General features: G+C 40.1%; 27 protein-coding genes. 14 read left to right on the forward strand and 13 right to left on the reverse strand.

Features of this window, described 5'->3' with window-relative positions:
* Positions 1-8 precede the first annotated feature (8 nt).
* Positions 9-302, reverse strand: coding sequence for an AzlD domain-containing protein (locus B7E06_RS14870; RefSeq protein ID WP_082234745.1), 294 nt, complete (start codon positions 300-302; stop codon positions 9-11).
* On the reverse strand, positions 299-1,033 hold the full coding sequence (locus B7E06_RS14875) for an AzlC family ABC transporter permease (protein ID WP_082234746.1): 735 nt from the start codon (positions 1,031-1,033) through the stop codon (positions 299-301). Before B7E06_RS14875 ends, B7E06_RS14870 begins: the two co-directional genes overlap by 4 nt.
* Positions 1,034-1,399: 366 nt before the next feature.
* Between B7E06_RS14875 and nhaC the strand changes: the two genes are divergently transcribed.
* The 4 genes from nhaC to B7E06_RS14895 all read left to right on the forward strand — a co-directional run bounded on the left by nhaC (position 1,400) and on the right by B7E06_RS14895 (position 5,666).
* Positions 1,400-2,779 carry a Na+/H+ antiporter NhaC gene (nhaC, locus tag B7E06_RS14880; protein ID WP_082234747.1) on the forward strand — a complete coding sequence of 460 codons (1,380 nt, stop codon included), beginning with the start codon at positions 1,400-1,402 and terminating at the stop codon, positions 2,777-2,779.
* A gap of 596 nt (positions 2,780-3,375) precedes the next feature.
* Complete coding sequence (locus B7E06_RS14885; protein ID WP_082234748.1) at positions 3,376-4,203, forward strand: MBL fold metallo-hydrolase; 828 nt, start codon at positions 3,376-3,378, stop codon at positions 4,201-4,203.
* A 69-nt stretch (positions 4,204-4,272) separates the two neighbouring features.
* Positions 4,273-4,836 carry a helix-turn-helix domain-containing protein gene (locus B7E06_RS14890; protein WP_082234749.1) on the forward strand — a complete coding sequence of 188 codons (564 nt, stop codon included), beginning with the start codon at positions 4,273-4,275 and terminating at the stop codon, positions 4,834-4,836.
* Positions 4,800-5,666: an IS3 family transposase gene (locus tag B7E06_RS14895; protein ID WP_245807814.1), complete on the forward strand. Its 867-nt coding sequence runs from the start codon at positions 4,800-4,802 to the stop codon at positions 5,664-5,666. Before B7E06_RS14890 ends, B7E06_RS14895 begins: the two co-directional genes overlap by 37 nt.
* A 46-nt stretch (positions 5,667-5,712) precedes the next feature.
* Here the strand turns inward: B7E06_RS14895 and B7E06_RS14900 are convergent, their stop codons facing one another.
* Entirely contained in the window at positions 5,713-6,483 is a 771-nt protein-coding gene (locus B7E06_RS14900; protein ID WP_082236025.1) for a cobalamin-binding protein, read from the reverse strand.
* Positions 6,484-6,577: 94 nt separating this feature from the next.
* Here B7E06_RS14900 and B7E06_RS14905 point away from each other — a divergent pair, with 94 nt between their 5' ends.
* The 4 genes from B7E06_RS14905 to B7E06_RS14920 all read left to right on the forward strand — a co-directional run bounded on the left by B7E06_RS14905 (position 6,578) and on the right by B7E06_RS14920 (position 9,126).
* Entirely contained in the window at positions 6,578-7,402 is an 825-nt protein-coding gene (locus B7E06_RS14905) for an alpha/beta fold hydrolase (protein WP_082234751.1), read from the forward strand.
* Positions 7,403-7,424: 22 nt separating this feature from the next.
* Positions 7,425-8,282: a hypothetical protein gene (locus B7E06_RS14910; RefSeq protein WP_082234752.1), complete on the forward strand. Its 858-nt coding sequence runs from the start codon at positions 7,425-7,427 to the stop codon at positions 8,280-8,282.
* Between the two features lie 161 nt (positions 8,283-8,443).
* Positions 8,444-8,644, forward strand: a complete 201-nt coding sequence (locus tag B7E06_RS14915; protein ID WP_082234753.1) for a cold-shock protein — start codon at positions 8,444-8,446, stop codon at positions 8,642-8,644.
* A gap of 281 nt (positions 8,645-8,925) precedes the next feature.
* Positions 8,926-9,126, forward strand: coding sequence for a cold-shock protein (locus B7E06_RS14920; protein WP_082234754.1), 201 nt, complete (start codon positions 8,926-8,928; stop codon positions 9,124-9,126).
* Between the two features lie 36 nt (positions 9,127-9,162).
* On the opposite strand, the gene map is transcribed toward B7E06_RS14920, so the two are convergent.
* On the reverse strand, positions 9,163-9,918 hold the full coding sequence (gene map / locus B7E06_RS14925; RefSeq protein ID WP_082234755.1) for a type I methionyl aminopeptidase: 756 nt from the start codon (positions 9,916-9,918) through the stop codon (positions 9,163-9,165).
* A 73-nt stretch (positions 9,919-9,991) separates the two neighbouring features.
* Entirely contained in the window at positions 9,992-10,543 is a 552-nt protein-coding gene (locus B7E06_RS14930) for a sugar O-acetyltransferase (protein ID WP_082234756.1), read from the reverse strand.
* Positions 10,544-10,625: 82 nt separating this feature from the next.
* Here B7E06_RS14930 and B7E06_RS14935 point away from each other — a divergent pair, with 82 nt between their 5' ends.
* From B7E06_RS14935 to B7E06_RS14950, 4 genes are all read left to right on the forward strand, one after another.
* Entirely contained in the window at positions 10,626-11,129 is a 504-nt protein-coding gene (locus B7E06_RS14935; protein WP_082234757.1) for a GNAT family N-acetyltransferase, read from the forward strand.
* 57 nt (positions 11,130-11,186) lie between these two features.
* Entirely contained in the window at positions 11,187-11,909 is a 723-nt protein-coding gene (locus tag B7E06_RS14940; protein ID WP_082234758.1) for an ABC transporter ATP-binding protein, read from the forward strand.
* A complete protein-coding gene (locus B7E06_RS14945; RefSeq protein ID WP_082234759.1) occupies positions 11,902-13,551 on the forward strand; it encodes a putative ABC transporter permease subunit in 1,650 nt (549 codons plus the stop codon). Before B7E06_RS14940 ends, B7E06_RS14945 begins: the two co-directional genes overlap by 8 nt.
* Before the next feature lie 123 nt (positions 13,552-13,674).
* Positions 13,675-15,648 (forward strand): glycosyltransferase, encoded by a 1,974-nt coding sequence (locus tag B7E06_RS14950; protein WP_082234760.1) that lies wholly within the window; start codon positions 13,675-13,677, stop codon positions 15,646-15,648.
* A 150-nt stretch (positions 15,649-15,798) separates the two neighbouring features.
* On the opposite strand, the gene B7E06_RS14955 is transcribed toward B7E06_RS14950, so the two are convergent.
* Entirely contained in the window at positions 15,799-16,077 is a 279-nt protein-coding gene (locus B7E06_RS14955; RefSeq protein WP_082234761.1) for a hypothetical protein, read from the reverse strand.
* 141 nt (positions 16,078-16,218) lie between these two features.
* Between B7E06_RS14955 and B7E06_RS14960 the strand changes: the two genes are divergently transcribed.
* Positions 16,219-17,082 (forward strand): DMT family transporter, encoded by an 864-nt coding sequence (locus tag B7E06_RS14960; RefSeq protein WP_082234762.1) that lies wholly within the window; start codon positions 16,219-16,221, stop codon positions 17,080-17,082.
* 99 nt (positions 17,083-17,181) lie between these two features.
* Here the strand turns inward: B7E06_RS14960 and B7E06_RS14965 are convergent, their stop codons facing one another.
* Entirely contained in the window at positions 17,182-18,228 is a 1,047-nt protein-coding gene (locus tag B7E06_RS14965) for a dipeptidase (protein WP_245807748.1), read from the reverse strand.
* Between the two features lie 113 nt (positions 18,229-18,341).
* Positions 18,342-19,106 (reverse strand): (S)-benzoin forming benzil reductase, encoded by a 765-nt coding sequence (locus B7E06_RS14970; RefSeq protein ID WP_082234763.1) that lies wholly within the window; start codon positions 19,104-19,106, stop codon positions 18,342-18,344.
* A gap of 153 nt (positions 19,107-19,259) precedes the next feature.
* On the opposite strand from B7E06_RS14970, the gene B7E06_RS14975 reads away from it, so the two are divergent.
* A complete protein-coding gene (locus B7E06_RS14975) occupies positions 19,260-19,892 on the forward strand; it encodes a YczE/YyaS/YitT family protein (RefSeq protein ID WP_082234764.1) in 633 nt (210 codons plus the stop codon).
* A 28-nt stretch (positions 19,893-19,920) separates the two neighbouring features.
* On the opposite strand, the gene B7E06_RS14980 is transcribed toward B7E06_RS14975, so the two are convergent.
* The 5 genes from B7E06_RS14980 to dat form a co-directional block, all read right to left on the reverse strand.
* Positions 19,921-22,035 (reverse strand): TRAP transporter permease, encoded by a 2,115-nt coding sequence (locus B7E06_RS14980; protein WP_082234765.1) that lies wholly within the window; start codon positions 22,033-22,035, stop codon positions 19,921-19,923.
* Positions 22,028-22,537: a DUF1850 domain-containing protein gene (locus B7E06_RS14985; RefSeq protein ID WP_143414504.1), complete on the reverse strand. Its 510-nt coding sequence runs from the start codon at positions 22,535-22,537 to the stop codon at positions 22,028-22,030. The genes B7E06_RS14980 and B7E06_RS14985 overlap by 8 nt, the downstream gene beginning before the upstream one ends.
* A 119-nt stretch (positions 22,538-22,656) precedes the next feature.
* Positions 22,657-23,655: a TAXI family TRAP transporter solute-binding subunit gene (locus B7E06_RS14990; protein ID WP_082234767.1), complete on the reverse strand. Its 999-nt coding sequence runs from the start codon at positions 23,653-23,655 to the stop codon at positions 22,657-22,659.
* Positions 23,656-24,570: 915 nt separating this feature from the next.
* Entirely contained in the window at positions 24,571-25,011 is a 441-nt protein-coding gene (locus B7E06_RS14995; RefSeq protein ID WP_082234768.1) for a hypothetical protein, read from the reverse strand.
* A gap of 58 nt (positions 25,012-25,069) precedes the next feature.
* Positions 25,070-25,939, reverse strand: coding sequence for a D-amino-acid transaminase (dat, locus tag B7E06_RS15000; protein WP_082234769.1), 870 nt, complete (start codon positions 25,937-25,939; stop codon positions 25,070-25,072).
* Positions 25,940-26,002: the final 63 nt, after the last annotated feature.

Genomic DNA, 26,002 nt, shown 5'->3' on the forward strand with positions numbered 1-26,002 from the left:
TTTGAGTGCTAAAAAGTCAAGAGATAAATCGTAACAATGGCCCCTGCTACAACAATAATAACGTTTAACCTCAACCATGCAAGCAGACCAGCTATAAGCGCAGCAATGATACCAATTTGAGGAGCATCAGGCTTTACTGTAAGAACTCCTGGAAAAATCAATGCGCCTAAAGCTGCATAAGGGATTGCATTCAGCCAACGGTCCACCCATAGAGGGAAATTAATTTTGTCAACAATAAAAGCAGGCAAAAAACGCGGCACAGCTGTTACGACAGCCATTCCAATAATCATCCAGATAATCATCTGTCTTCCTCCTCGTCCTCTATGATCCATATTCCACACAAACCGCCCAGCAGGGTCCCAGCTACAATGGACCACCCCTGGCTCATGCCTATTAGCTGACAAAGATAATTAATCATCATCGCTGTTAATGCGATCCAGATGATACGGTTGTATTTTCTAATAGACGGGACGAGCAGCCCAATAAACATAGCATAAAGAGCTATCCCCATACTTTCACTTAAACGTGGAGGAATAATGTCTCCAAGAAAACCGCCAATAAAAGATCCGCCTACCCAGGAAATATAAGCCGTAAGCATTAAAGAAGCATAAAAGTAGGCCCCAAACTTTTGTTTTGCTTCCGAGTTATGTAATGAGGACATTGTAAAGGTTTCATCCGTAAGCCCAAACGATAGAGGGATTCTTGCCCTTATAGCGATTTGTCTCAATCGATTCATAAAGGAGAGACTCATTACAAAGTGGCGAAAATTAAGAACAAACGTTGCGATTATAATCTCAATCGCACCCGTACCAACGGCCACCATACTGACAGCAAGGAACTGAGCGGCTCCCGCAAAGACCAGCACACTCATTAAGGTAAGCTCCACGAGAGTAAGGCCTGACTGGCTTGCCAGAACTCCATAAGTCAAAGCTACCGGAATATATCCTATCATGATAGGAAAGCCAGCGGCTGCTCCTTTCCTTACCATCTCCAGACGATTAAAAGATTCCTGTTGAAGACTGCTTGGCTGCATATTTATTTTTCCTTTCCCAATGACAAATTTTCCACTATTATACACAATCAAATTATGAAAGAAAATCCATTGACACCACGAGGAATGTCGATTAAAATACTTGTGTATCTTTAGTACTTAAAAGCGTTCAAGTAATATATATAATATCGTGAACCTCAAAGTAGAATTCAGTTGCGACAAACACTATAGAGACTGGATGGGTGGTGAAAATCCAGGTCCTTTGAATTTGAATTACAAGGTTCGAAGCAAGCGATAAAAAACACGAGTGGGTGATGAAACGTCATCAACTAGGGTGGTACCGCGGAGTAAACTTCGTCCCTATTTTTTAGGAGACGAAGTTTTTTTAATTATAGGGGGAATTTTATTATGTTAAAACTACAGCCGGCCAAACTTCCACGAGCTTCAGAAGCATCTGTCATTATATTAATAGTGCTGGCCGTAATCAGCTACTGCATTATCGGGCTTGAACTTGTTCCTCACATTCCGATTTTAATGAGTATATTTTTAGTGTCAGCTTATGGATTACTAAAGAGAATTCCTTTTCAAACTCTTCAGAACGGAATGATAAAAGGGGCAGAGACTGGCTTAGGAGCTGTCCTGCTGTTTTTCCTTATCGGTATTTTAATTTCAAGCTGGATGGCCAGTGGAACAATTCCTGTTCTCATGAATACAGCCTTTGCATTGGCTGGAAGTCCTTGGTTTTATGCGATTACTTTTACGATCACTGCCATCATTGGAGTCTCCTTAGGAAGCTCATTTACCACGGCAGCAACTGTCGGGGTAGCTATGCTTGGTGTCGCTGAATCAGCCGACTTCTCACTAGCAATCACAGCTGGTGCGGTCGTATCAGGGGCCTTTTTTGGAGACAAAATGTCCCCATTATCAGATACGACTAACCTGGCTTCTACTGTTGTTAAAGTGGACTTATTTGATCATATAAAAAATATGATGTGGACGACTATTCCTGCTTTCGTTCTCAGCTTTATACTATTTGCCCTTCTATCGCCTTCTGGGGCTGCAAACACTGCTGGGCTTGCTTCCTTCCAGGAAGGACTTAAAGCTTCAGGATTAATGCACTGGTCCTCGTGGATCCCTTTTATTATTTTAATAATTTTTACGTTAAGCAAGCAGCCGGCTTTCTTATCACTAGCCGTTACAAGTATAGCTGCTACACTAATTGCAGGCCTGCACTCCGTTATCCCATGGAGTGAATTGTGGTCTGTATGGTTTGACGGTTTTTCCATTGAAACTGGCAATGAAGCTGTAACAGAAATGTTAGCTATGGGTGGAATGAATGGAATGTTATTTACAGTCAGCCTTGTAATTTTAGCGCTGGCGTTAGGAGGGCTCTTTTTTACAACGGGCATCATCCCTTCGATCCTTGCAAAAGTTCAACATGCGCTGTCCTCTGCTCGTTCAGTCATCCTTTCTACGGCATTAACGGCGATTGGAATCAATGTCTCTATTGGAGAACAATACCTTTCCATTTTGCTTACAGGAGAAGCATATCAGGATTTATATGATAAGAATGGGCTGGCTCGTAAAAACTTATCCAGGACTTTGGAGGATGCAGGTACAGTCATTAATCCGTTGATTCCATGGAGTGTTTGCGGGGTGTTCCTTGCCGATGTTCTAGGGGTTTCTGTACTGAGTTACCTTCCATTTGCATTTTTCTGTCTGTTTTCTCCTATTTTAACTATATTAGTGGGACTGACAGGCAAAACATTAACTTACAAAAACAGTTAGTCTTAAAGAGGCATACTTCCATATTTGAATCTCCCTTTTGTTATGGCTGTTTTTTTACTTATGAAGAAAATGGGCTGTTCCGTTTATTTCGTTGGAGAAAAGCGGCTGGGAAATAGCTCGCTTTCCGCGGGGAGCCAATGAGCTAGCTCGTTACACTCGCGGATCTCACCTTGGCTCTATCTCCCTGCTGGAGTCTCGCCATTTCCCCCCCTCTTTACCATTGTTGGAATAAACGGAACGCTGTAGTTTCATTAACCGCTCTAAAGGAAATAGTCCTCTCTAACTCAATGTTCCGTTACGCCAATAAACATAAAGGGCCAGGGGAAACGGCGAGACTCCTATGGGAGAAAAGAACAGGGTGAGATCCCGGAGGGCTAAAAGCCCGAGGAAGCTCACCGTTCGCCCATGGAAAGCGAGTTGTTTCCCCAGGCCCGATTCTCCTTATTCAGGCAAACGGAACAATAATCCCTAAAACAAAATAGTGTCATAACAAAGCTGCTCTCTAATCTAAAGCCAGGAATTATCCTGGCTTTTTTGTTTCCAGTGAATAGAACATTTAGTCGTGCTTAAACTAAGTGGTAAAAGGAGGGACTCTCATGGAAGAAAAACCATATGAACCGCTGCAAGACGAACACTGGGATATGGAACAGGCAATAGCTGAAGACGTGCTTGAGGACGTCGCTTATTACCGCACATTAATGGTCAATGTAATATTTATCGGTAAACCATATGAAGAAAAATGGGTCCTCATAGACTGTGGGATCGGCCACTATGCCCAAAGAATAATAGAAGCTGCTAAAAAACGTTACGGAGATGTTCCACCCTCTGCCATTATCCTTACTCATGGACATTTTGACCATGTAGGATCAGCAAAGAAGCTGGCCAAATACTGGGATGTTCCCATTTATGCACATGAAAAAGAAATGGATTACCTGATTGGTGAAAGATCTTATCCAGTTGGTAATTCGACCATTGGCGGCGGATTAATATCTGTTCTTTCTCCCTTCTTCCCAACTACACCTCCAAACTTAAAAAAGTGGGTAGAGCCTTTACCAGCGGATGGTTCTGTGCCTTTTTTAGAAAAATGGCGGTATATTCATACACCAGGACATACGCCGGGCCATATTTCACTCTTTAGAGACAGTGATCGAACGATGGTTAGCGGAGATGCCTTCATTACAGTGAAACAGGAATCCAGCCTGGCCGTATTTATTCAGCATCAGCACGTCCACGGGCCTCCTGCATATTTCACTCACAACTGGCCGGAAGCCGAGCAGTCTGTTAAAAAACTGGCAGCATTAAACCCAACAACGGCTATAACCGGCCATGGGCTGCCTATGAGTGGGGAAGACCTGCAGAATCAGCTGAGCGACTTAGCTCATAATTTTAAAGAACTTGCCATTCCCAAAGATCACTACCATTAATGAAAGCAGGCTTTAGGTAGTGCACCCCGGAAGTTAGAGTTAAAAATCTAACTTCCGGGGTGTTTTTGTATGACAAAATATAGTGAGAAATTTAAATTACAGGTAGTAACGGAGTATCTTCAAGGTCATCTAGGGTACGCTTTATTAGCTAAGAAGCACTCAATCCCTAGTGATGTGCAAATTTTACGATGGGTTCGAGCTTATCAAGCATTCGGAGAAGAAGGTTTAAAAAGGAAGCGTTCGAAACAAGTCTACCCTGTCCAATTCAAGCTGAATGTATTAAACTTTATGAAACAGACAGGCGCTTCTCATCAGGAGACTGCGATTGCCTTCCAATTGAACAACCCGACGTTAATTGCGAACTGGTCCAATACATTTCGGAAGGAAGGGATCGAAGGCCTCCAAGAAAAAGCGAAAGGACGGCCTTCTATGTCAAAAAAACCTAAGAAAAAGTTAACCCAATCAGATAAGGGATTCACTCGTGAAGAACAATTAGAACGTGAAAATGAACTTCTACGTTTAGAGAATTCCTATCTAAAAAAGTTAAAAGCTTTTCAGGAGAATCCAAATGCCTATCTCGAAAAGCACAAACAGCACTGGTATTCGAACTCAAAAAAGAAGGATTCAAATTAAAAGATGCCTTACGAAGAGTGGACATCCCTGAAGCCACTTATCATTACCAGAGAAAGCAGTTCAAAAAGGAAGATCCAAATAAAGAGTGGAAAGAAAGGATTACGAACCTCTTCCATAAGCACAACGGAACGTATGGCTATCGCCGCATTTCCTTCGAACTCAGAAACCAAGGGTATATGATCAACCATAAAAAAGTTCAACGGATAATGAGTGAACTCGAATTGAAATGTGAAAAATTCACCCGTAAATCCAGATATAAATCGTACAAAGGTACGGTCGGAAAAGTGGCTGGTAATCGATTAAAACGCAGGTTCCATACCCCAATCCGTCTCCAAAAATTAGTCACCGATGTGACTGAATTTAAATGTACAGGAAATGAGAAACTTTATTTAAGCCCAATTATGGACTTATTTAATAAAGAAGTTGTCTCTTTTGGCATTTCCAAACGGCCAACCCTGAACTTTGTTTTAAAGCCGTTGAAGGAAGCATTGGAAACCATTCAAAAGGAAGCCGAATACCGGACAACCATCCACTCTGATCAAGGCTGGCATTATCAACACAACACATGGGTGAAAACATTAAAGAAACATCACATCTTTCAAAGTATGTCCAGGAAAGCAAACTGCGCAGATAATGCGGCCATGGAGAATTTTTTTGGGATTCTCAAACAAGAAATGTATTACGGAGAAGAACTGATTTCTTATGAAGCACTTAAAAAAAGAAAACTCGAGGTCTATGTGGACTACTATAATCATGAACGCGTCAAAGAAAAATTGGCTGGGTTAAGTCCCATACAATACCGAACTCAAACCAGCCAACCAGCTGCATAATAAAAACTCTAACTTTTAGGGGTCACTACCTTACGCCTGCTTTTTTTTATTTTAAATTCAATAAAGTGTCGAGCTTTTCCAGCCCTTGAAGAAGTCTTGGGCTGGGCCGGCAGTATAGGGATTCTTCCAGAACATGAATTTTCCCCTTTTGGATCGCTTTCATTTCATTCCAGCCCGGACGCTTTTTAAGTAGTTCCGGCCTCATTTTATCTTCCTTTACTCCAACCCATACCATACATATATGATCAGGGTCGGCTTTTCGAACATCCTCCCATTCCATTTGGAGGCTGGCCTCCCGCCTGTCGGCAAAGATATTCTGTCCTCCTGCTAGAGCGGTGATTTCGGTTAGCCAATTCCCGCCGCCAGGAGTAAATATCGGCTTTGGCCACCATTCCCAATACAGAGAAGGTGCTGCTCCTTCCCCCCTGTTTTTTTCTTTATATTTTTCAAGTTCTTTTAGAAAAAGATCAGCTTTTAGTTTTCCCAGCTCTTTATAACCTAATGCTTCCCCTGTTTTTATAATGTCTTCTGCAATTTCATTTAACGTACCAGGGTTTAAAATGATATAAGGAATTCCCCGCTCCTCAAGCCCCTTAATGTTTGCTTCCATTCCCGGCACAGATAAAGAAGCAAGCACCAGGTCTGGTTGAAGCTCCTCTACTTTTTCTATATCAATTGACAGGTCCGGCCCAAGCTGTGGGAGTTCCTTAACTGTCTCCGGATAATCAGAATAATTGTCGACACCAATCAACAACTCATCAAGCTCAAGATAGGCCACAATCTCAGTGTTACTCGGGCAAATCGACACTATTCGAATAAGACCACCCCTTTTTTCAGAATCCTCTGATGTTTCAATTTTAATCATTATAGCTTATATTTAGATTAGGAAAAAGATAGAAAGGGTGAACCGTGTGCCATCCGTATTATACAGCTCTTCTAGAGGTTTAGTTGAATACTCTTATGAAGGAAAAGGCCCTGTAATTTTATTATTAAAGGGCGGTCACTCCAGCCGCCGTACTGATTTCTCACATAGCAGTTTAATCTTTGAAGGATATACCCTTCTAACCATCTCACGCCCTGGTTATGATCAAACAGAAGTTTCTGCCGGAAGAAGTGCAGAAGAGTTCTCTGATACGGTTATTGAGATTTTAGATCACTTAAATATTGATAAAGTCAGTGTTATTGCCATTTCTGCTGCAGGTCCTACGGGGATTGCTCTATCGGTATGTCACCCTGACCGTGTAGAAAAATTAATTATGGAAGCAGCCTTGACTACTACGTGGGATGATCAGTTAAAAAGAACCGCCAAAAGATTGTTTGGTCGAAATGAGAAAATGGTATGGGCAAGCTTGCGGCTTCTTTTAAAACTCTCGCCTAATTATGCTATTAAACAGCTGATTCAATGGCTTTCAACTGACTCAGCTGATGATTTTATAGCTGGACTTACACCTAATGATCGCCGGTTTATTTCTGATATAATCATGACTTCAAGTTCGGGTAAGGGCTTTCTTTTAGATTTAGAGCATCGAGTTCCGGATCTTCGTGAAGTAAAAGTGCCGGTCCTTGGAATGTATGCTCAAAAAGATAAAAGTGTTGCCTACTCAAACGCTACATTTTTGCAGTCTAATGTGCCGCAGTGTGAGATTTACGATGTACCTTCCAACAGCCATCTTATTTGGATAGGGACACAGGCCCCGCAAGTGTGGAATAAACGTCTTGAATTTTTAAATCAATAATACTGATAGAGGAGGAAAGGACTTGAATGTCATCCAGATCTCTCACTATAAAAGTGAATTTCTTGCGTTTTACCGTTTCGCCCAACACCTTGATTCAGAAGATCAGGAGCTTTTCAACTTGTGGAAAACACATTATGGATTTAACCCGTATTTAAAAGAGGATCCGAAGAACCAGCTGGCAAAAGAGATGATCAAGCGGGCTTTCCCGAAATACTCAACGATTCTTTCACAAATAGAAAGTTTTGAACCTGATTTTGGAATGGTGAGACGCTATGTGTCTTTAGTCCAGGATGAATTAAAGAGTTATGAGCCTCTGCATTTATCCGTTGTCTTTTTTATTGGTGATTTTGATACCGATGCATTTATAGAAAAAGCGACAAGTGAATCATATATTCTATATTTTCCGATTGAAAAACCGTGGCAGGATGTCCACCTTGTCCAGGAATTGGCAAAAGTGGTTTATTTAAATCAGACGAAAGCGAATCCATATCCACCCAAAAACATTGCACACGCCATCTTTATTGAAGGGTTGTCCCTACATACAGCTGTTAAGACAACTGCAGCTGAATTTAAGACAATGGCCCTGTATCCATGGATGTCTTCGTGTAATAAAGAGCCTAATCGGATTATGATCAACCTTCTCCCTCATATGAGACGGACTGATTATAAAGCTCTTTATTCCTTTACAAAAGGAACCGGTGCTTCAGGTTATTTAAATGAAGCAAGCTTTGCGGGCTGGAATGTCATTCACCATTTATTAAATAATGAGGACACCTTATCAGAGCTTGTTAAGACACCCGAAGAAAACATTACTGGATTAGTGGAAAGAACCCTTCATCGGGTGATTGAAGAATCAACTTATATTTCTTCAAAAGAGTAGGTTTGCATTTTATATTATTTCTGATATAATAAAGTTAATTATTGTTGTTCGTTAAGATTCATAACAGAGAAGGTAGCGTTATGTGAGTTCGTCTTGATTGAATATGAAGAGCAAGAATAGTAATACAATGTGGGGAAAGTCCCACGCAGGAGGTATTCTACATGGTAGAAGGTACAGTTAAATGGTTTAATGCAGAAAAAGGTTTCGGTTTCATCGAGGTTGAAGGTCAAGACGACGTATTCGTTCACTTCTCTGCTATCCAAGAAGAAGGTTTCAAAAGCCTTGAAGAAGGTCAAGCAGTAAACTTCGAAATTCAAGAAGGTCAACGCGGACCTCAAGCTGCTAACGTTACAAAAGCATAATTGATGTCTCTTTAAAAGGGCTCCCCTAGTGGGAGCTCTTTTATTTTATATATAGTAAGTAGATTATTCGATGTAAAACGACAAAACTTTCAAGCTTTTTGAGCCAATTTATTGGTAAAAGACGTATCAATTTAAAATCTGATCTGTTATACTAAGAATTAGTTATTGTTGTTCGGATCGATTCAAAGAAAGAATTGCTTCATAGTAATTTTCATCTTTATCATGTGAAGAGCAAGAATAGTAATACAATGTGGGGCAAATCCCACGCAGGAGGTATTTTCATGGTAGAAGGTACAGTTAAATGGTTTAACGCAGAAAAAGGTTTCGGTTTCATCGAAGTTGAAGGTCAAGACGACGTATTTGTTCACTTCTCTGCTATCCAAGAAGAAGGATTCAAGAGCCTTGAAGAAGGACAAGTAGTAAGCTTCGAAATTCAAGAAGGTCAACGCGGACCTCAAGCTGCTAACGTTACAAAAGCATAATATAAAAAAAAGCTCCCATACTGGGAGCTTTTTTATTTATTCTTCTTCCTGGTCCGTTAAAATAAGGGGACCATCTTTTGTAATGGCAATCGTATGTTCATACTGAGCAGATAGAGAACCATCCAGAGTCCGTGCTGTCCAGTTATTCTCATCCATCTTATTGCCAAATGTACCAATATTGATCATCGGCTCAATGGTAATAACCATCCCCTCTTTTAAACGAGCTCCTTTGCCAGCCTGACCGAAGTGAGGAATATATGGATCTTCATGAATCGTTTCCCCGATTCCATGTCCAGTAAAATCTCTGACTACAGAATATCCTTCCCCTTCTGCATAAGACTGAATGGCATGACCAAGATCACCAATACGGTTTCCAACTTGAGCTTTTTCAATAGCCTTGTATAGAGAGGTTTTTGTAACATCGAGAAGTTTTTTCGCCTCATCACTAATTTCTCCTACTGGATGTGTCCAAGCAGAATCAGCTAATGCCCCATTTAGATTGACTACCATATCAACGGTAACAATGTCGCCTTCGTTTAATTTTTCATCTCTAGGAAAGCCATGGCAGATCTCATCGTTAATGGAGGCACATGTTGTGTATTCATATCCTTGATAACCTTTCTGTTCCCCTGTAGCACCGTGTTTCTCCAAGTAGTCTTCTACAAATTTTTCAATCTCCATCGTAGTGACACCCGGCTTTATAAAAGTCCTTAATTCTTTATGGACATTAGCTAGAAGCTTACCAGCCTCATGCATCAACTCTATTTCTCGTTTACTTTTTCTTTTAATCATTATCCGATCCCTCTTTCAAACATAATCCCTTAGTATCATAACGAAAAAACTGCCAGAAAACTAGCAGGGCCACTTATAACTCCTTAATTATTTTGGCCGGGTTCCCTCCTGCAAAGACACCTGCTGGAATATCTTTTGTTACTACAGCTCCTGAACCGATAACAGCCCCTTCTCCGATAGTAACTCCGGGGTTTATGACCGCACTTCCTCCGATCCATACATCATCTTCAATGGTAATTGGCTTCCCTGATTCTAACCCGCTTGCGCGGACTTCTTTATCTAAAGGATGAGTTGCTGTATAGAGATGTACACCAGGACCCATCAGTACACGATGGCCAATATTAATTTTGCAGACATCCAGCATAACACAGTTGTAATTCGCGAAGAAATTTTCTCCTACATGAATATTATAGCCATAATCACATTGAAAAGACGGTTCAATGTATGCCCCTTTTCCTGCAGATCCAAAAATATCTGATAGTAATTGCTCTCTTGGATAATCATCAGTTTCTTTTGTTAAATTATATGTATAAAGCAATTGACTTGCCCGCTTTCTTTCCAATACTAATTCTTGATCCCATGCTTTATATAGCTCGCCTGCCAGCATTTTTTCTTTTTCAGTCATAAGTTACTCCTTTACACGTTTTTTTATAATTTACTTTATTATAAGGATTAGATAATATTATTACAATCAAGGGGGAATCCAAATGAAATTTAGAATATTGACAGGTGAGGATGCTAAAACCTACCGGGAACTTCGGCTTGAAGCCCTTCTTAACAGTCCTGACGCTTTTTTAACAGCTTACGAACAGGAGAAACAACGAGCTAATCCTATTCAAGCAACAGCTGAACGGCTCGACAGCAGTCATGCCCTTACAATCGGCTGTTTCAATAAGGACCAGCTTGTTGGAAATGCAACTTTAACCTTTCAAATGCACCCCAAGTGTAAACATAAAGCCTCAATTGTTGGTGTTTATGTCTCCCCTTCTCATCGACGGCACAATGTTGCCCGGCAGCTAATAAACGAATGTATCAAAGAAGCAAAAGCCCGGGAAATCGAAGTCATACAGCTGGCCGTTGTGACGACGAATCAGCCGGCACTTAAACTTTACAAAACAGCCGGTTTTTCCATTTTCGGAACTGAGCGTCACGCTGTCAAAGTTTCAGACCGTTATATGGATGAGTACTGGATGGATTACCATATAGACTAGTTTTGAAACGAATCTCCAGCTTAGACGTAAGTAATGGAGAAAGGAAGGTAACTACATATGATTAAAATTGACCGCATTACCAAAGAATTCTCTGGAAAAAAAGTAATCCACGACTTATCACTTAAAGTAGAGGACGGAAAAATTTTTGGCTTTCTCGGTCCTAATGGTGCTGGTAAGTCTACGACTATTAAAATGATGACCGGTATTCTCCCTGTTGAAACCGGATCAATTACTCTCAATAAGTTTGATATAATGGCAACACCTTTACAAGCCAAACAAATCATTGGGTACGTTCCTGATCGCTCTGATGTCTTTCTGCGTTTAAAAGGAATTGAGTATTTAAACTTTATAGCAGATGTTTATAAGGTTCCTAATGATATTCGCCGAGAGCGAATCGAGCGTTTCACGAAAAAATTTGACATCTATGAGGCATTAAACGATTATATGCAGACATACTCCCATGGCATGCGTCAAAAAATCGTGGTCAGCGGTGTCCTATTACATGATCCTGATATTTGGATACTGGATGAGCCGCTGACGGGACTGGATCCAAAATCAGCTTATACTTTGAAAGAATTAATGCGTGAACATGCAAATAAAGGAAAAGTTGTTTTCTTCTCTACCCATGTGCTTGAAGTTGTAGAACAGCTTTGTGATGAAGTGGCGATCATTAATCGCGGTCAAATTGAATTTCACGGGCACATGGCCGAACTGAAACAGCAGTTTAAAAATGATGAAAACCTGGAAAAGGTTTTCCTGGAGCTAACGAAGAATGAATAAAACTTTTCGTTTAATTCAGCTAATGTTAAAGATGCAATTCTCCTTATCAGGCAAAAGCACTATGGAAATTGGATCTTATGTGTTATTGCTGGTGTTTGCATTTCCCTTTTCTGCTGTTTTATTTTATTCGCTGGACAGCATTATAGGAGCTTTGTATGAAACCTTGGCTCCCACAGGAAACGAAACATTTATTCTTAGCCTGTTGTTTATTCTTATGTTTGTGTTATTTATTTTTTTAAGTATCAGTTCGATATTAAGTTCATTTTATTTTGCGGAAGATATAGAATCTTTTATCCCACTGCCTTTTCAACCTTACCAGCTCATGGCCGCTAAATCAGCTGCTCCACTTGTTACACTATATATCGCTAACTTGATTATTCTAGCTCCCGCATTGGTAATCTTTAATCTTTACCATAACTCCGGCTTCCTTTACTACATTTATGCTTTTGCGGCATGGCTGAGTGCACCTGTTCTGCCATTTGTGCTTACTGCCATTGTTATTATGTTTGTTATGCGGTTTCTTAATATCGCTAAAAACAAAGATCGAATGAAAATAATTGCCGGTCTACTTATGTTTGTTTTTATCATCGGAATAAATGTTTTATTACGACTGAATTTGTCAGCTGATGAAACAGGAGAAAGCATGGCACAGCTGATTCATGAAAAAAACGGCCTATTACAGGCGGCCGATGTGCTATTTCCTACAGCTTATTTTAATTCTGCAGGCCTTGGCTCCCCGAATTCAATATCTGCGATTGGCTATATTTTTCTATCCTTAGCTATTACAGCTGCTGCCTTTGGAGTTTTCCTGACCGCAGGACAGCGGCTTTATTTTAAAGGAGTACTCGGCTTATCGGGAAGTTCTAAGAAATCTTTTAATAACGAAAGCATACGGAAACAAGTAAAGCAACGTCCTGTTCTCTGGGTAAGCTGGCTGCGGGAGATGCGCGTTATTTTCCGTACTCCTGCATATTTTACTCAAATCATTGTACAATCTCTTTTATTGCCTGTTTTATTTGTCGTCATCTTTTTCTTCGACCGAGGAACCAGCTTAGGGACAATGTCAGAACAAGCAGATGAAAAAAACCTGATACTGATGATAACAGGTTTTACAGTTTTTATACTCGGAATTAGTCCTGCATCCATCTCTTCAATATCACGAGACGGAAAAAACTGGTTTAATCATTTATATATGCCTATTTCTGCAAGAACCTTAATAACAAGTAAGTTACTTGCAGCCTTTGTCATTCATCTCCTTTCCTTAATAATTGTAGGTGTAGTCGGATGGTTCTTTATGGACCTTCCTTTAGCTATTATTTTCATCTGGATGGTTTTATCTCTTTTTATCAATTGGATAACAGCTGTAATCGGAACAGCCACTGATTTATATATTCCTCGATTAAACTGGACAGATGAGCGGGAGGTCTTTAAGGGCCGGCTGACTGGTTTCCTCTCTTTCTTTATCGAAGCAGCTTTATTAGGACCAATTTTCCTGATCATTTGGAGAATTGATGCTATTCAGGGGCGATTGGATACCTCCCTGGCTCTGTTGGCTGCCTTAATCACTATTACAGTTTTCAGTCAGGTCATCTTAGATTTTCTTACAAAGAAATACTTTTACCGCCTGCTTGACAGGGAATAATCAGTCCGAAATCTGGACTGATTTTTTCATTAATTAAAAACGGCGGATGTCGGCGTATCAAAAAAATATTGCAGACATAAGGTATATCATACTGTTTTTGTGAGGTAAAGGAGTGTTTATTCAATGAGGAAGTTGGTCCTCTTTGTGAAGCCTGGTTTAGATAATTTTCTAGACCCAGTGATTGAGCAGTTTACCAAAACTTTTGAAACTAAAAAAATTATTGTTAAAGATAATCGGGAAATTGATGAAGGTATGAAATGGGCTGATATCTGCTGGTTTGAATGGTGTGATGACCTCGCTATTTATGGAACCAAACTTTCTCTATCTTATGAAAAAAAGATAATTATAAGACTTCATAGTTATGAAGCCTTCACCTATAATATCCACAGGATTAATTGGCACAGTGTGGATCGCATCATTTTTGTAGGCCAGCCCATTAAAGATTATGTTCTCTCACAAATTCCCCATGTAAATCAAAATAAAGCTGTGGTCATTGAAAATGGCGTAAACTTAGAGAAATTCACCTATAAACAAAGAGAGAAAGGCTTTAATCTCGCATTCGTTGGTTATATCAATTATAAAAAAGGCCCTATGCTTCTTCTTCATGCCTTTAAGGCCTTGCATGACCGTGATCCTCGTTATAAACTCTTTATAGCTGGAGCGAACCAGGATAAAAGATATACTTTATATTTCAATCAAATGCTTGAAGAATTCGGATTAACAGACGCGGTAATAATAGAACCATGGCAGAACGATGTGAATCAATATTTAGAAAACAAACATTACATCATTTCGTCCAGCCTGTTTGAATCCCAACACATGTCTGTTATGGAAGGTATGGCGAAAGGTCTTAAACCTCTTGTTCATAATTTTTATGGAGCAAAGCTGATTTATGATCCTTCTTTCGTCTGGAGTTCCATTGATGAATTCGTCGAAATGGTTTTGAGTAATGAATATTCCCCCGTCACCTATCGTAATTACATCGAACAAAATTATTCACTAGACTCCAAGGTAAATAAATTAAACAATCTTATGGGGAATATATCCAACGAGATCTCACTTTCTGTTACAAATGAAAACCTCCCAAAAGTTACTGTCGGGATAATTAACTGTAATTACAACGAATATCTTGATCAATCTCTTCAATCTGTATTAAATCAAAATTACCCTAATATCGAAATCATCATTATTGATGATTCCTCTACAGACAATTCTAAAAACATTATAGAAAAGTACAAGAGAGACTACCCAAATATTAGAGCCATTTACCATGAAACAAAAACGGGTTCTCCTGATCTTGTTATTAACGAGATCTTTGAACAAGCCACAGGTGATTATGTTCTTCACTTAAGTGGTGATGACTACCTTCTACATTCAAATATTTTGATGAATTTCGTTAAATGTTTTCTCAAAGATGAAAGTCTCGACTATGTATACGGAAACCTAATGCTTGTAGATACAAACGGAAAACATTTAAATACATGGAATTACAGGCATTATAGTGATAATGAATTAGTTCAGACAATTTTCCATCGGTTCGGTTCAGGCGTTATTCCAATGACTGGCTTATTTAAACGGTCCCTGTTCGAAAAATATAATTGGGTAAAAGATGAAGCTAAACCAATGGCTGGTGATACACTGAACTGTCTTATTAATACAAAGGTTGGATGGAATCGCCTTTACTTAAATGAACCTTTCTATTGTCACCGAAATTATAATCGCAACCCTCTTAACAGCAAGAGCACCAGTGTAGAGAACAGAGTAAAATCAATGATTTATTTACTCGAATATATTATTAAAGAATTTAATGAAGAAATTTACTTTCCCCATCTAAACTGGTCCGAATTAGCAGAAAGTGAGCGTCTTTCATTAAAAAATTTCGTGCTTGGCCAGACCTATTGGAAAATGGCTGAAGACTACTTAACTAATGGGTTCACAAAGCATTTAAGTGAAGAAAAGAAGAAGGAGTGTGTGCATCCTATTATATTTAAAGCCGAGGAATATTTAAATAAAAGCCTTACATTTGGAGAAGCATATAAAAATCAAGTGGATGCATTAAAGAGAGAAATCGAGAAGATAAAAAAACACGAATTTTAGTGGAATGACTAAGATTCGTGGTTTTTTAACTCCCCTATAACTATTTCTATATTTCATTTTGTTCTCCAGATCTTCTTGTTATTCTTTAGAAGCTTATCCTTCTTAAAGGTTTTAATTAAAAAGCCGGCCTTCTTCAATAAAGGCCGGCTTTTATTTAATTTGAATTTTTTTAAATTCTGATATCCATACATTTGGTGAATCTTTTACACGATAAGAAAATACACCCCTGATCGTATGCAGATAGAAAAAACCTAAAGTATTCGACAGCGAACGATAGGAAGCATCGTGGACCTCGTGCAGAGGAAATCTTTCAGAAGGGGTAATAACTACATCTTCGTGAAGTTCAATAACTGACTCTTTTTCAATATACTTCTGCTGATTGCTTTCGATTTTCCGGATCGTCCATACAATCGGCTGGGAGCAGATCATTTTCTCACCTCATTTTCCTTTAAGCTTAAAGAATAAAGGGAACCCCGTCAATTCTAAGGGCTTTTTCTTTCATCTTTCTAGCTTTTGTATTAGGATAGTACAGTGATTTTGCAAAAGATAATCTTTATTGGAGGAAGTATTGTGAGCAACCGTAATAAAGGAATCATTCTGTTATTATTATCTGCGTTTGGCTTCTCTCTGATGGCTGCACTTGTCAAGCTGTCAGGCGATGTCCCAACCATTCAAAAAACTTTCTTTCGCAATGTCGTATCCGCGGCTATTGCCTTTATATTAGTTCTCTATCATAAAGAACGACTATTTGGAAAAAAAGAAAACCAGGGTTTGCTTCTTGCACGCTCTGCCCTTGGCACAGTCGGAATCGTGCTGTTTTTTTATGCCATCGATCACCTTGTGCTGTCTGATGCTGATATGCTGAACAAGCTCAGTCCATTTTTATTAATTATCTTTTCCGCGATATTTTTAAAGGAGAAAGCTCGGCCTTATCAGGTCATTGCTATTATTATTGCCTTTATTGGAACCTTATTTATTATAAAACCACAATTTTCTATAGATCTGGTCCCGTATCTGGCTGGATTCTTTTCAGCTGTGTTCGCTGCCGGTGCTTATACACTGCTTCGGGTTTTAGGGGATAAGGAAAAATTTTATACTGTTGTCTTTTACTTTTCCTTTTTCACAACCGTTTCCCTTCTCCCCTTTACTATTGCTTTTTACGAGCCAATGACAGCACAACAATGGGTTTATCTCCTTGGAGCCGGTGTATTTGCTACGGTCGGTCAATTTGGACTGACGATAGCTTATAAGTTTGCTCCTGCTCGTGAAATATCTATTTTCTTTTATTCAACAGTTGTATATTCCGCTATAATCAGCATCCTCTTGTTCGGGCAGGTGCCGGACTGGCTTAGTATTCTGGGGTACATCACTATTTTTGGGGCCTCTCTTTATATGTTCTTAAGAAATAATAAGGAAGCGAAAGTGGAAGCGTAAAAAATTCAGACCATATATGGTAGAAGAGGGCAGCTTTTTTAGCTCCCTCTTCTTATTTTATAATAAAGCTGTATGGAGAAAAAATTCTTAAAAAGATGCTTATGATTTCCATGTTTCATTTAAAACACGTATCCAATTATCTTGTGCGATCATTTTTAGTTCCTTAGTTGAGAATCCCTCCTGTTTTAGCAGCTCAAAAACTTGTGGAACCCCTGTAACGTCTTTCATCTGATCAGGAATTGTCGTTCCATCAAAGTCAGAGCCAAGCGCCACATGTTCAATACCGATGGTGTCTGCAATATAGCGGATATGTGCAATGATTTCATCACTGGTGGTGGTGTGGTTCATCTTACCGTCTTTCCGGAGCATATTGACACTGAATGTAACGCCGACCAGTCCATTTGTATCTCTTACAGCCGCGAGCTGCTTATCCGTTAGATTGCGGGAAATTGGACACAATGCATGTGCATTGGAATGGGTGGCTACGATGGGAGCGTTCGAATACTTAACCACATCCCAGAATCCTTGTTCATTTAAGTGAGATGTATCAAGCATAATTCCAAGTTCGTTGCACTTTTTAACGAGATGAATGCCAGCCTCGCTTAAACCTGGTCCAATATCAGGGGTTGAAGGAAATCGATAAGGAACTCCCTGACCGAAATCATTTGGACGGCTCCATACTAACCCTAAAGAACGAAGCCCTTTCTTGTGAAAGCTTTCAAGATTAGACAAGTCTTTCTTAATAGCTTCTGCTCCTTCAAAATGAAGGATAGAAACCATCTTACCCTTCTTTACAGCCTTCTTAAGTTGTTTGCGATCTTTCACAATAATAAAGTCCCCATTAGCTCGTTCCTCTAAATGGTAGAGAAGATTAACCATTTCGTTCGTCACTTTTAAACAGGCTCCATGATCGGCTGCTTCTGCTAATGGTGCATCATAGCCTTCTTCTGTTAGATAATCTTCAGGATTTGGAACCGATAAACCCTTATGAGGAGGCGGGAAAACAGCAAAGAAGCCCCCTGCAAAACCCGCCCGTCTCGCCCTTACTATATCTAAATGACCTTCGCAGGACTCTGAGAAAAAATCGATATTTTTATTCATATAAAGTTTTAATATTGTATCATTGTGTCCATCAAAGAATTGCAAAAAAACATCTCCTTTCTGCTCTTTTATACCTTCTCGACTGTCTCACAATATTCCTCCTTTAACATCTGGTAAACAAAAAAATAAACCCTCTCTGATATTGAGAGGGCTCACAATTACTCTTCTATTAAGTCATACAGCTTGTGAACATGTCCATTTTGAATTTTTTCAGGAGATGCAAGGAGTTTCATCAAAACTTGAGCCACCGTTTGGGGTGACCTCAGCTTTCCTTCTTCTTTCAGCTTTTTAAAATTTTCTACCTCAGCAAAATCTTCTTCACTCGATGTCCTGATTTCACCTTGCATATCGGTGTCCACAACTCCCGGACTAAAAGCTAAAATGATATGCTGGCAGCCAGCTTTCTCCTGTTCAAAAGCTGCTGTTTCTGTAAACCTGTTAATCGCTGCTTTTGCACTGCTGTAAACACTCCAGCCGTGAATCGTTTTCTCGGCCGCACCTGAGGTAATGTTTACTATAGTTGTGGATGTCTGTTGAGTATTGGCTTTTTTTAAAAATTTATTTACAAACAGGATCGGTGCACTAATGTTAATCTGAAAGTGGCGAGAAACAGCCGCTTCATCCAGGCTTCCTACAGGGTTGATTGGTTCAATAACTCCTGCATTATTGACTAAATATACGTGCTCTGTATCATCTTTAAAAACGAGTTCACAGATTTGTTCAATACCATCACTCAGTTCGTTCGGTTTACTAAGATCTAAACGGATATGTGTATAGGATACTTGATGGGTTTCTGCCACCTGTTTTAAATCGGGATTACTGTTTCTCGATACTCCAATCACATGGGTTCCTTGCTTGAGATACTCTTCTGCAATGGCTTCTCCGATTCCACGAGAGTCTCCCGTTACGACAGCGTATTTCATAGTAGAACATACTCCTCTATAATGAGATTATTTTTATATTTCCCTTTATAAATTATACAGAAACATTTCCGCCTATTGAACCTCACAACCTTTACATTAAAAAAGTGAACGTATATGATTGTGGTTATAGCCATTGTCATGAAGGAGTTAATCATGAAGTATCTTTTTTTGTTTTTAATATTTACTTTCGGACTTATCCTTTCAAGCCTTGGGATTGCCTTAGTTATTAGATCCGGCCTGGGAGTCGGTCCTGGGGACAGCGTGGCCGTAGGTATTTCCATGCATACCCCGTTAACTGTCGGCACCATTTTAATTATTGCTTTTATCCTGCTCCTTTTACTAAATGCCAGACTTGAACATAAAAGGCCGCAGTATGAATCACTTATCCCGATTATCCTCCGGGGAGTAACCGTGGATTTCTTCCTCTATAATATGCTTGGGAACGCCCAGTATGATGCCTGGTATGCTCAGTGGGGAATCTTTTCGCTTGGTTTAATTACAATGGCAGTAGGGATTGCTCTGTATCTGCGCACTCCTTTTCCAAGAATTCCGCTTGATCACTTTATGATGATTATGAATAAACGGTCGAAGCAGTCTAAAAGCAGTGTCCGTATTTTCACAGAGTCATTTCTTGCCTTGATCGGGTATCTGCTTGGTGCACCTGTCGGTATTGGCACATTAATTGTCGCCCTGGGACTTGGTCCGTTTATCCAAATAACCTACCATTGGGCAAGCCCCATCGCCCATTTATGGCATGAATCGGCTCAACAAAAAAGTAAAGCGTGATCCAACTTTGGATCACGCTTTTTTCATTTTAAGCTTTGGCAGATGTTCCTCTCTCTGCCTTATAGACCGGAACTCCGATTTTATCTCTCTTAAATAGAAATTGCATTCCTAATAAGATAATAAAAATAGCAACTCCTACTATATCACTCATGGTTGTAGGGTAGATTAATGAAAGGCCGCCTAAAATGGCAGGAATCCTTTCATACCATTCCACTTTTCTATACCAATAACCAATGATCCCTGCGCCAATGGCAATCATACCGGATATCGCCGTAATCAAAATCCAGCTTAATTCTAGAATGCTTACATCTATCATGAGAAGCTGAGGCTCCAGTACAAACATATAAGGAATGATAAAGGCCGCTATGGCAAGCTTAGCCGCATTCAAACCCGTTCGTATGGGTTCAGAAGACGCAACTCCAGAAGCGGCAAATGCAGCTAAAGCTACAGGCGGAGTGATATCTGCAATAATACCAAAGTAAAACACAAATAAGTGGGCACCTAAATCAGGAACACCTAGTAAAATAACTGCCGGTGCCGCAATAGTTGATGTAATAACATAGTTCGCAGTTGTCGGTGAACCCATACCTAAAATAATGGCAGCAATCATAGTAAAGAAGAGAGTCAGCAGGATATGGCCGTTAGCTAAATCCACTAAGCTGTTCGCCAATTTCAACCCAAGCCCTGTAGTAGTAACGACCCCAACGATAATACCGGCAGCTGCCGTGGCTGCAACTACTCCAAGCGCTGTTCTGGCTCCATCTACTAAAGCCTCAATGGACTCTGCAAAATTTCCGTCGAATAAATAGCTAACGACAATGGTTGCCATAGTAGCAAAAATAATAGAAGAAACGAGATTGAATCCTCCCGTTGCAAAACCATAAACCGCATAGATCAGAAACCCACCTGCAAAAACGAAGACATAGAGCTTGCGAAATTTTTCCTTACGTAGTAGTCCTACGAGAATCGTTGTAAGAATTCCATAAAGAGCGGCTCGCATTACACTTATACCACTGCTTAAGAAAAAGATAATAGCTATGATCGGCAGAAGCAGATATATCTTCTTTAATACTTTTTTACGATCAGGCATTTCTTCATCACTTAAGCCGCTTAAGCCTGTTCGTTTAGCTTCAAAGTGTGTCATAATCCATATGCCTGTAAAGTAAAGAAGTGCAGGGATAGCAGCAGCTTTTGCAATGGACCAGTAATCTATTCCAATGAATTCAATCATTAAAAAAGCGGCAGCACCCATAATTGGAGGCATTAACTGTCCACCTGTAGAAGCGGCTGCTTCCACACCACCGGCAAATTCCCGTCGATATCCCAGTTTCTTCATCATTGGAATTGTAAAAGCACCTGAGGTTACTACGTTCGCAACAGAGCTTCCGCTGATCGTCCCTTGAAGCGCACTGGAAAAAATAGCAACTTTTGCAGGACCGCCGGTAAGTTTACCGGCAAAAGAAACGGCCAGGTCGTTAAAGTACTGCCCGACTCCTGTCTTAACGAGAAAAGCTCCGAAGAGTAAAAAAAGGAAAATAAATGTTGAGGATACGGCAATCGGCGTACCTAATATACCTTCTGTCGTAAAATACATAGACTGCACAAGGTTATCAATATCTACACCCCGGTGAACAAGAAATCCCGGCATCTGCCTTCCCCAGTAAGCATAGGCTAAAAACGCAGCAGCAATTACCGTAATTGGCAGACCTACCGCTCGCCTGGTTGCTTCAATGACAAGAAGCACGGCTAATACCCCTACATAAAAATCAATTGTAGTTAACCGGCCGCCGCTCGTGACAATCTGCTCGTAAAAAATTACCCAATACGATCCAACAACGGCGCTTAACGCCATTAAAATAAAATCATACCAGGCTACTTTGCCTTTTTGTCTATTTTTCTTAGTTGCTGGATAAAGAAGAAATATCAATACAAGACCAAACCCAACGTGTACGGAACGAAGGATTTGAGCCGGAGGATTAGAAATAGTAGAAGAATATAGCTGAAATAATGAGAATAATAAAAGACCAATAAAAGCCATTCTTCCTATCCATCCTGTCAGCTGCCTGCCTCCAGCATCTGGATCATATTTTTCCATAATTTCTTGTTGCTTCTCAATGGAGATGTTGTGCTTCTCCTCACTCATTAAACGTCACTCCCCTTACCAGGTTCCACATGGATTCACGGCCAGGTTTTATTTTAACCACTGAACCCGCCCCCAGAAAATCTTTTAATAAATAAGAATTCTCCTTATATAAAAGGGTATGTTCTGCCCTGACTTTTCCTATAGATAAAGTAATGTCCTCATGATAGCCCTTTAACCCTGTAATGTAATACTTTCCATCCTTCATTTCGAAGGTCTCACCTTCTTGAGCATTGGACGGCATGCCGACAGCTGTATCTTCGTAAATAAGCTGCACGGGGTAAATACGATTATTTCTTACTTCATACTCTTCGATCACATCAGACAGGTGGACAGAATGGGTGTATTTGATCCGAAAATGTCCGCCTTCCTCTATTTTTAAGTACACTACCTTGTTTTTCTCTTCCAAAACGTCAAACTCAAGGACAGACTGAACAGGATAAAAATATCCCCATAAAAGCAAGCCAGCTAATATAGCGGCAGCTAAGAAAAAAACTACTTTCATATTAACCATCCTAATTGCCATCTTAAGCGGCATATTAAAAGGGCTCTACCGGTATTTCTATTCACTGCATAGTGAAAATCATCCCCGGGAGAGCCCCGTATGCCACTAATTAAGTTGCATTAATCAGCGCTGATTCCTGCTTCATCAAAGTATTTCTGTGCACCTGGATGCATATCAACACCGACTCCCTCAAGGGCAGTTTCAGCTGAAATTTCTTCTCCTTTAGCATGGGAGATTTTATCTGTATTTTCGAAAATAGCTTTCGTCATTTCATATACCATGTCTTCACTCAAATCCTTGTGAGCTACAAGCATTGCTTGTACAGCAACTGTAGGAACAGCAGATTCTAAACCATAAGTTCCTTCAGGCACTTCATCTTCGGAATAGTAGCTGTACTTGTCCATCAATTCCTTGGCTTTATCCGCCTCAATAGGAACGATGTTTACATCTACTGTAGCAGCAAGGCTTTCTACAGCTCCTGTTGGTGTACCAGAAGTAATAAATGCGGCATCAATCGTACCATCCTGGATGCCTGTAGTAGAGTCACCAAAATCTAAGTCGCGCGCATTAATATCTTCACTTATATCCAACCCGTGGATTTCAAGGATGTTGTCTGCGTTTGCATTCGTACCTGATCCGGGAGCACCTACTGAAACGGTTTTACCCTTCAAGTCTTCAATGCTTTCAATGCCACTGTCTTTCGTTGTTACAATTTGGATAGTTTCAGGATATAAAGTCCCAATAGCTCCGAAATTTTCATTAGGTTCATCGAACATAACTTCTCCATTGGCAGCATATGAAGCAATATCAGTTTGGGTAAAGGCAATCTCGCCATCTCCATCGTTAATCGCATTCATATTCTCCACAGAAGCTCCAGTAGAAGTAGCATTGGCTTCTACATTATCTAAGTTATCGTTTAGTACTTGAGCAAAAGTTCCTCCTAAAGGATAGTATGTTCCTTCCGTACCGCCCGTTAGGATCTGGACAAACTGCTGTCCGTCTCCTTCTCCTTCTGCTTCATCGCCTTCACCACCACCTGTTCCGCCTCCGCAGGCCATCAGCACAAGCGAAAGAGTTAACAAAAGAGCGAAGAGTAGAAATCCTTTCTTTTTTAACATAGATATTCCTCCCTTTTTTTCTTTATAAGAATCGTTTGATTTATATAACCAAACGGACTTCCCATTCCTATATTAACCAATAATACACAAATAATCCCATGTTACATAAACAGGAAAAAATACTCATATATTTATCATAATTTTCACACATAAAAAAGTCAATATAATAAAAGAGTGTACGAAATGCATAAACTCCTTTCAAAGAATAGAGGAAGTCTTCTGTTTTTAATAAATTCAAGCGTTTCTGCATTAAGCCAAGTGTTTATGAGCTAGCTCCTTGCACTCCCGGATCTCACCATGGCTCTACCTCCCTGGGAGTCTCGCCATTTCCCTTGGTTGACCCCCCTTCTATGAAGGAGAATGGCTGTTCCGTTCACTGGGGCAGGAAAAAAGCGGCTGGGAAATAGCTCGCTTTCCGCGGGGAGCCGATGAGCTAGCTCGTTACACTCGCGGATCTCATCCTGGCTCCATCTCCCTGCAGGAGTCTCGCCATTTCCCAGCCTCTTTAACGTTGATGGTGTAAACGGAACACTATATTTGGAGGAAGAACTTCTACCTTTGACCTCTTAATTTAATGTTCCGTTACACTAAAAAACATAAAGGGCCAGGGGAAACGGCGAGACTCCTATGGGAGGATAGAACAGGGTGAGATCCCGGAAGGCTTTAGCCTGAGGAAACTCACCGTTCGCCCATAGAAAGCTAGTTGTTTCCCCTGGCCCGATTCTTTTTATCAAGGTAAACGGAACATCGGTATTTCCTCCAACTTTCTATCGAAATTATTATCACTTTTCCATATTTCTTTACTTTAATAAACGCAAAGGGCCGAGGGAAACGACGATTTTCCTATTTAAGCGAGAATAAAAGAACCTAAAAAAATTACAAAAGAGTGTACGTTAGCCGTACACTCTTTTGCATTTATTTCTTATTAAAATCCAAGCGTGTGATTCCATTTTCCTCTACTTCCTGAGCAATTTGTTCCTCAAGATGCAGTCTCCGCTCAACCATATCATCTGATAACGGAGTAGAAATTTCTCCATACTCTTCTTTCAGCTGCTTCTCAGACATTTTTTCGATAAGCATATCCCAGAAGCTGTGCTCTTCGTATTCATCAATATACTTCTGAAACAGCTGTTCTTCATATTCTCTATTTAATTCATGAATATCAAAGGCTTGCTGATAAGAAACCTTATCTTCTAGTCCGGCTTCTTTATATTTAGAGAGAATGAGCTCTCTTATTTCTTCAAAATTTTCATCGAGCTCAAGTTTTGTGGAATTGACCATCCAAGTACCTAGAAAAACGGCTTCTACAAGCTTTTGATACTGTTCTTGATCCATTTCCAATTGTACTTTTCCCATAACAGCCCTCCTGTTCTATTGAAACAGGGCCATTATATCACATAAAGAGCAGCTTGCTCTACTTGGCGAAGATAGTGCCTTTGACGCCGGCATCCATTTCGTATTTCTCCTGCATTCTTCGGGTTATACGACCGGGATGACTATCTCCCACCTTAATACCATCCACTTCTATGACAGGCATTACTTCAGCTGTACTGCTTGAAAGGAAAAGCTCATCAGCGTACTGAATATCTTCTAATTGAAATGACTCTTCGATAAACGAAATGCCTTCCTCTTTGCAAAACTGCTCGATTCTCATTCTTACACACCCATGGAGAATATTTTTCTTAGGCGGGTGAGTATAGATATCTCCATTTTTTACAAGATAAATATTTGAAGAACTACACTCCGTTACTTCTCCATCTTTATGGAGAATAGCTTCAAAGCATCCTGCTTCACTTGCTTCCTGCTTTGCCATAACATTTGGCAGCAGGTTCAAGCTTTTAATGTAGCACCATTCCCACCGGACATCCGCCTTCGACACGGCTTTTACTCCTGTCTTCATCTGCTCTGTTTTACGAGATAGGTCCTGAGCATATGCATAAAGATTAGCTTGCGTTCCTGTAGGAAAAGCATGGTCTCTTGGCGCAGATCCACGTGTAATCTGTAGATACACTTTAGCATCTGTCTGTATATCATTCTTCGTGATTAGTTCATCCAGACGGTTGTACAATTCGTCTTTTGTAAACGGCACTTTGATTTTCACTGCTTCTGCCGAACGAAACAGCCGATCTACGTGCTCTTTGATTAAATAATACTTTCCTTCATACACACGGATCACTTCGTAAATCCCGTCACCAAATTGAAGCCCGCGTTCCTCAAAAGGATACGTTAAATCATCTTTATGCACAAAACCTTCTTGAGTTAGCAAATAGTTATAGACACTCATTATGAACATCCTCCTCTGGGTTACTCTGTATTACGACTAGTTTACCAAAAAATAAACATACAT

It is taken from the genome of Halobacillus massiliensis (assembly GCF_900166625.1).
GTDB classification, from domain to species: Bacteria; Bacillota; Bacilli; order Bacillales; family Halobacillaceae; genus Halobacillus_A; species Halobacillus_A massiliensis.

What these genes read in the sequence shown, in the direction of transcription:
- B7E06_RS14870 (WP_082234745.1), bottom strand. Translation starts at nt 302, where the DNA reads ATGATTATCTGGATGATTATTGGAATGGCTGTCGTAACAGCTGTGCCG.
- B7E06_RS14875 (WP_082234746.1), bottom strand. Translation starts at nt 1,033, where the DNA reads ATGCAGCCAAGCAGTCTTCAACAGGAATCTTTTAATCGTCTGGAGATG.
- nhaC (WP_082234747.1), top strand. Translation starts at nt 1,400, where the DNA reads ATGTTAAAACTACAGCCGGCCAAACTTCCACGAGCTTCAGAAGCATCT.
- B7E06_RS14885 (WP_082234748.1), top strand. Translation starts at nt 3,376, where the DNA reads ATGGAAGAAAAACCATATGAACCGCTGCAAGACGAACACTGGGATATG.
- B7E06_RS14890 (WP_082234749.1), top strand. Translation starts at nt 4,273, where the DNA reads ATGACAAAATATAGTGAGAAATTTAAATTACAGGTAGTAACGGAGTAT.
- B7E06_RS14915 (WP_082234753.1), top strand. Translation starts at nt 8,444, where the DNA reads ATGGTAGAAGGTACAGTTAAATGGTTTAATGCAGAAAAAGGTTTCGGT.
- B7E06_RS14920 (WP_082234754.1), top strand. Translation starts at nt 8,926, where the DNA reads ATGGTAGAAGGTACAGTTAAATGGTTTAACGCAGAAAAAGGTTTCGGT.
- map (WP_082234755.1), bottom strand. Translation starts at nt 9,918, where the DNA reads ATGATTAAAAGAAAAAGTAAACGAGAAATAGAGTTGATGCATGAGGCT.
- B7E06_RS14930 (WP_082234756.1), bottom strand. Translation starts at nt 10,543, where the DNA reads ATGACTGAAAAAGAAAAAATGCTGGCAGGCGAGCTATATAAAGCATGG.
- B7E06_RS14935 (WP_082234757.1), top strand. Translation starts at nt 10,626, where the DNA reads ATGAAATTTAGAATATTGACAGGTGAGGATGCTAAAACCTACCGGGAA.
- B7E06_RS14940 (WP_082234758.1), top strand. Translation starts at nt 11,187, where the DNA reads ATGATTAAAATTGACCGCATTACCAAAGAATTCTCTGGAAAAAAAGTA.
- B7E06_RS14945 (WP_082234759.1), top strand. Translation starts at nt 11,902, where the DNA reads ATGAATAAAACTTTTCGTTTAATTCAGCTAATGTTAAAGATGCAATTC.
- B7E06_RS14950 (WP_082234760.1), top strand. Translation starts at nt 13,675, where the DNA reads ATGAGGAAGTTGGTCCTCTTTGTGAAGCCTGGTTTAGATAATTTTCTA.
- B7E06_RS14955 (WP_082234761.1), bottom strand. Translation starts at nt 16,077, where the DNA reads ATGATCTGCTCCCAGCCGATTGTATGGACGATCCGGAAAATCGAAAGC.
- B7E06_RS14970 (WP_082234763.1), bottom strand. Translation starts at nt 19,106, where the DNA reads ATGAAATACGCTGTCGTAACGGGAGACTCTCGTGGAATCGGAGAAGCC.
- B7E06_RS14975 (WP_082234764.1), top strand. Translation starts at nt 19,260, where the DNA reads ATGAAGTATCTTTTTTTGTTTTTAATATTTACTTTCGGACTTATCCTT.
- B7E06_RS14980 (WP_082234765.1), bottom strand. Translation starts at nt 22,035, where the DNA reads ATGAGTGAGGAGAAGCACAACATCTCCATTGAGAAGCAACAAGAAATT.
- B7E06_RS14985 (WP_143414504.1), bottom strand. Translation starts at nt 22,537, where the DNA reads ATGAAAGTAGTTTTTTTCTTAGCTGCCGCTATATTAGCTGGCTTGCTT.
- B7E06_RS14990 (WP_082234767.1), bottom strand. Translation starts at nt 23,655, where the DNA reads ATGTTAAAAAAGAAAGGATTTCTACTCTTCGCTCTTTTGTTAACTCTT.
- B7E06_RS14995 (WP_082234768.1), bottom strand. Translation starts at nt 25,011, where the DNA reads ATGGGAAAAGTACAATTGGAAATGGATCAAGAACAGTATCAAAAGCTT.
- dat (WP_082234769.1), bottom strand. Translation starts at nt 25,939, where the DNA reads ATGAGTGTCTATAACTATTTGCTAACTCAAGAAGGTTTTGTGCATAAA.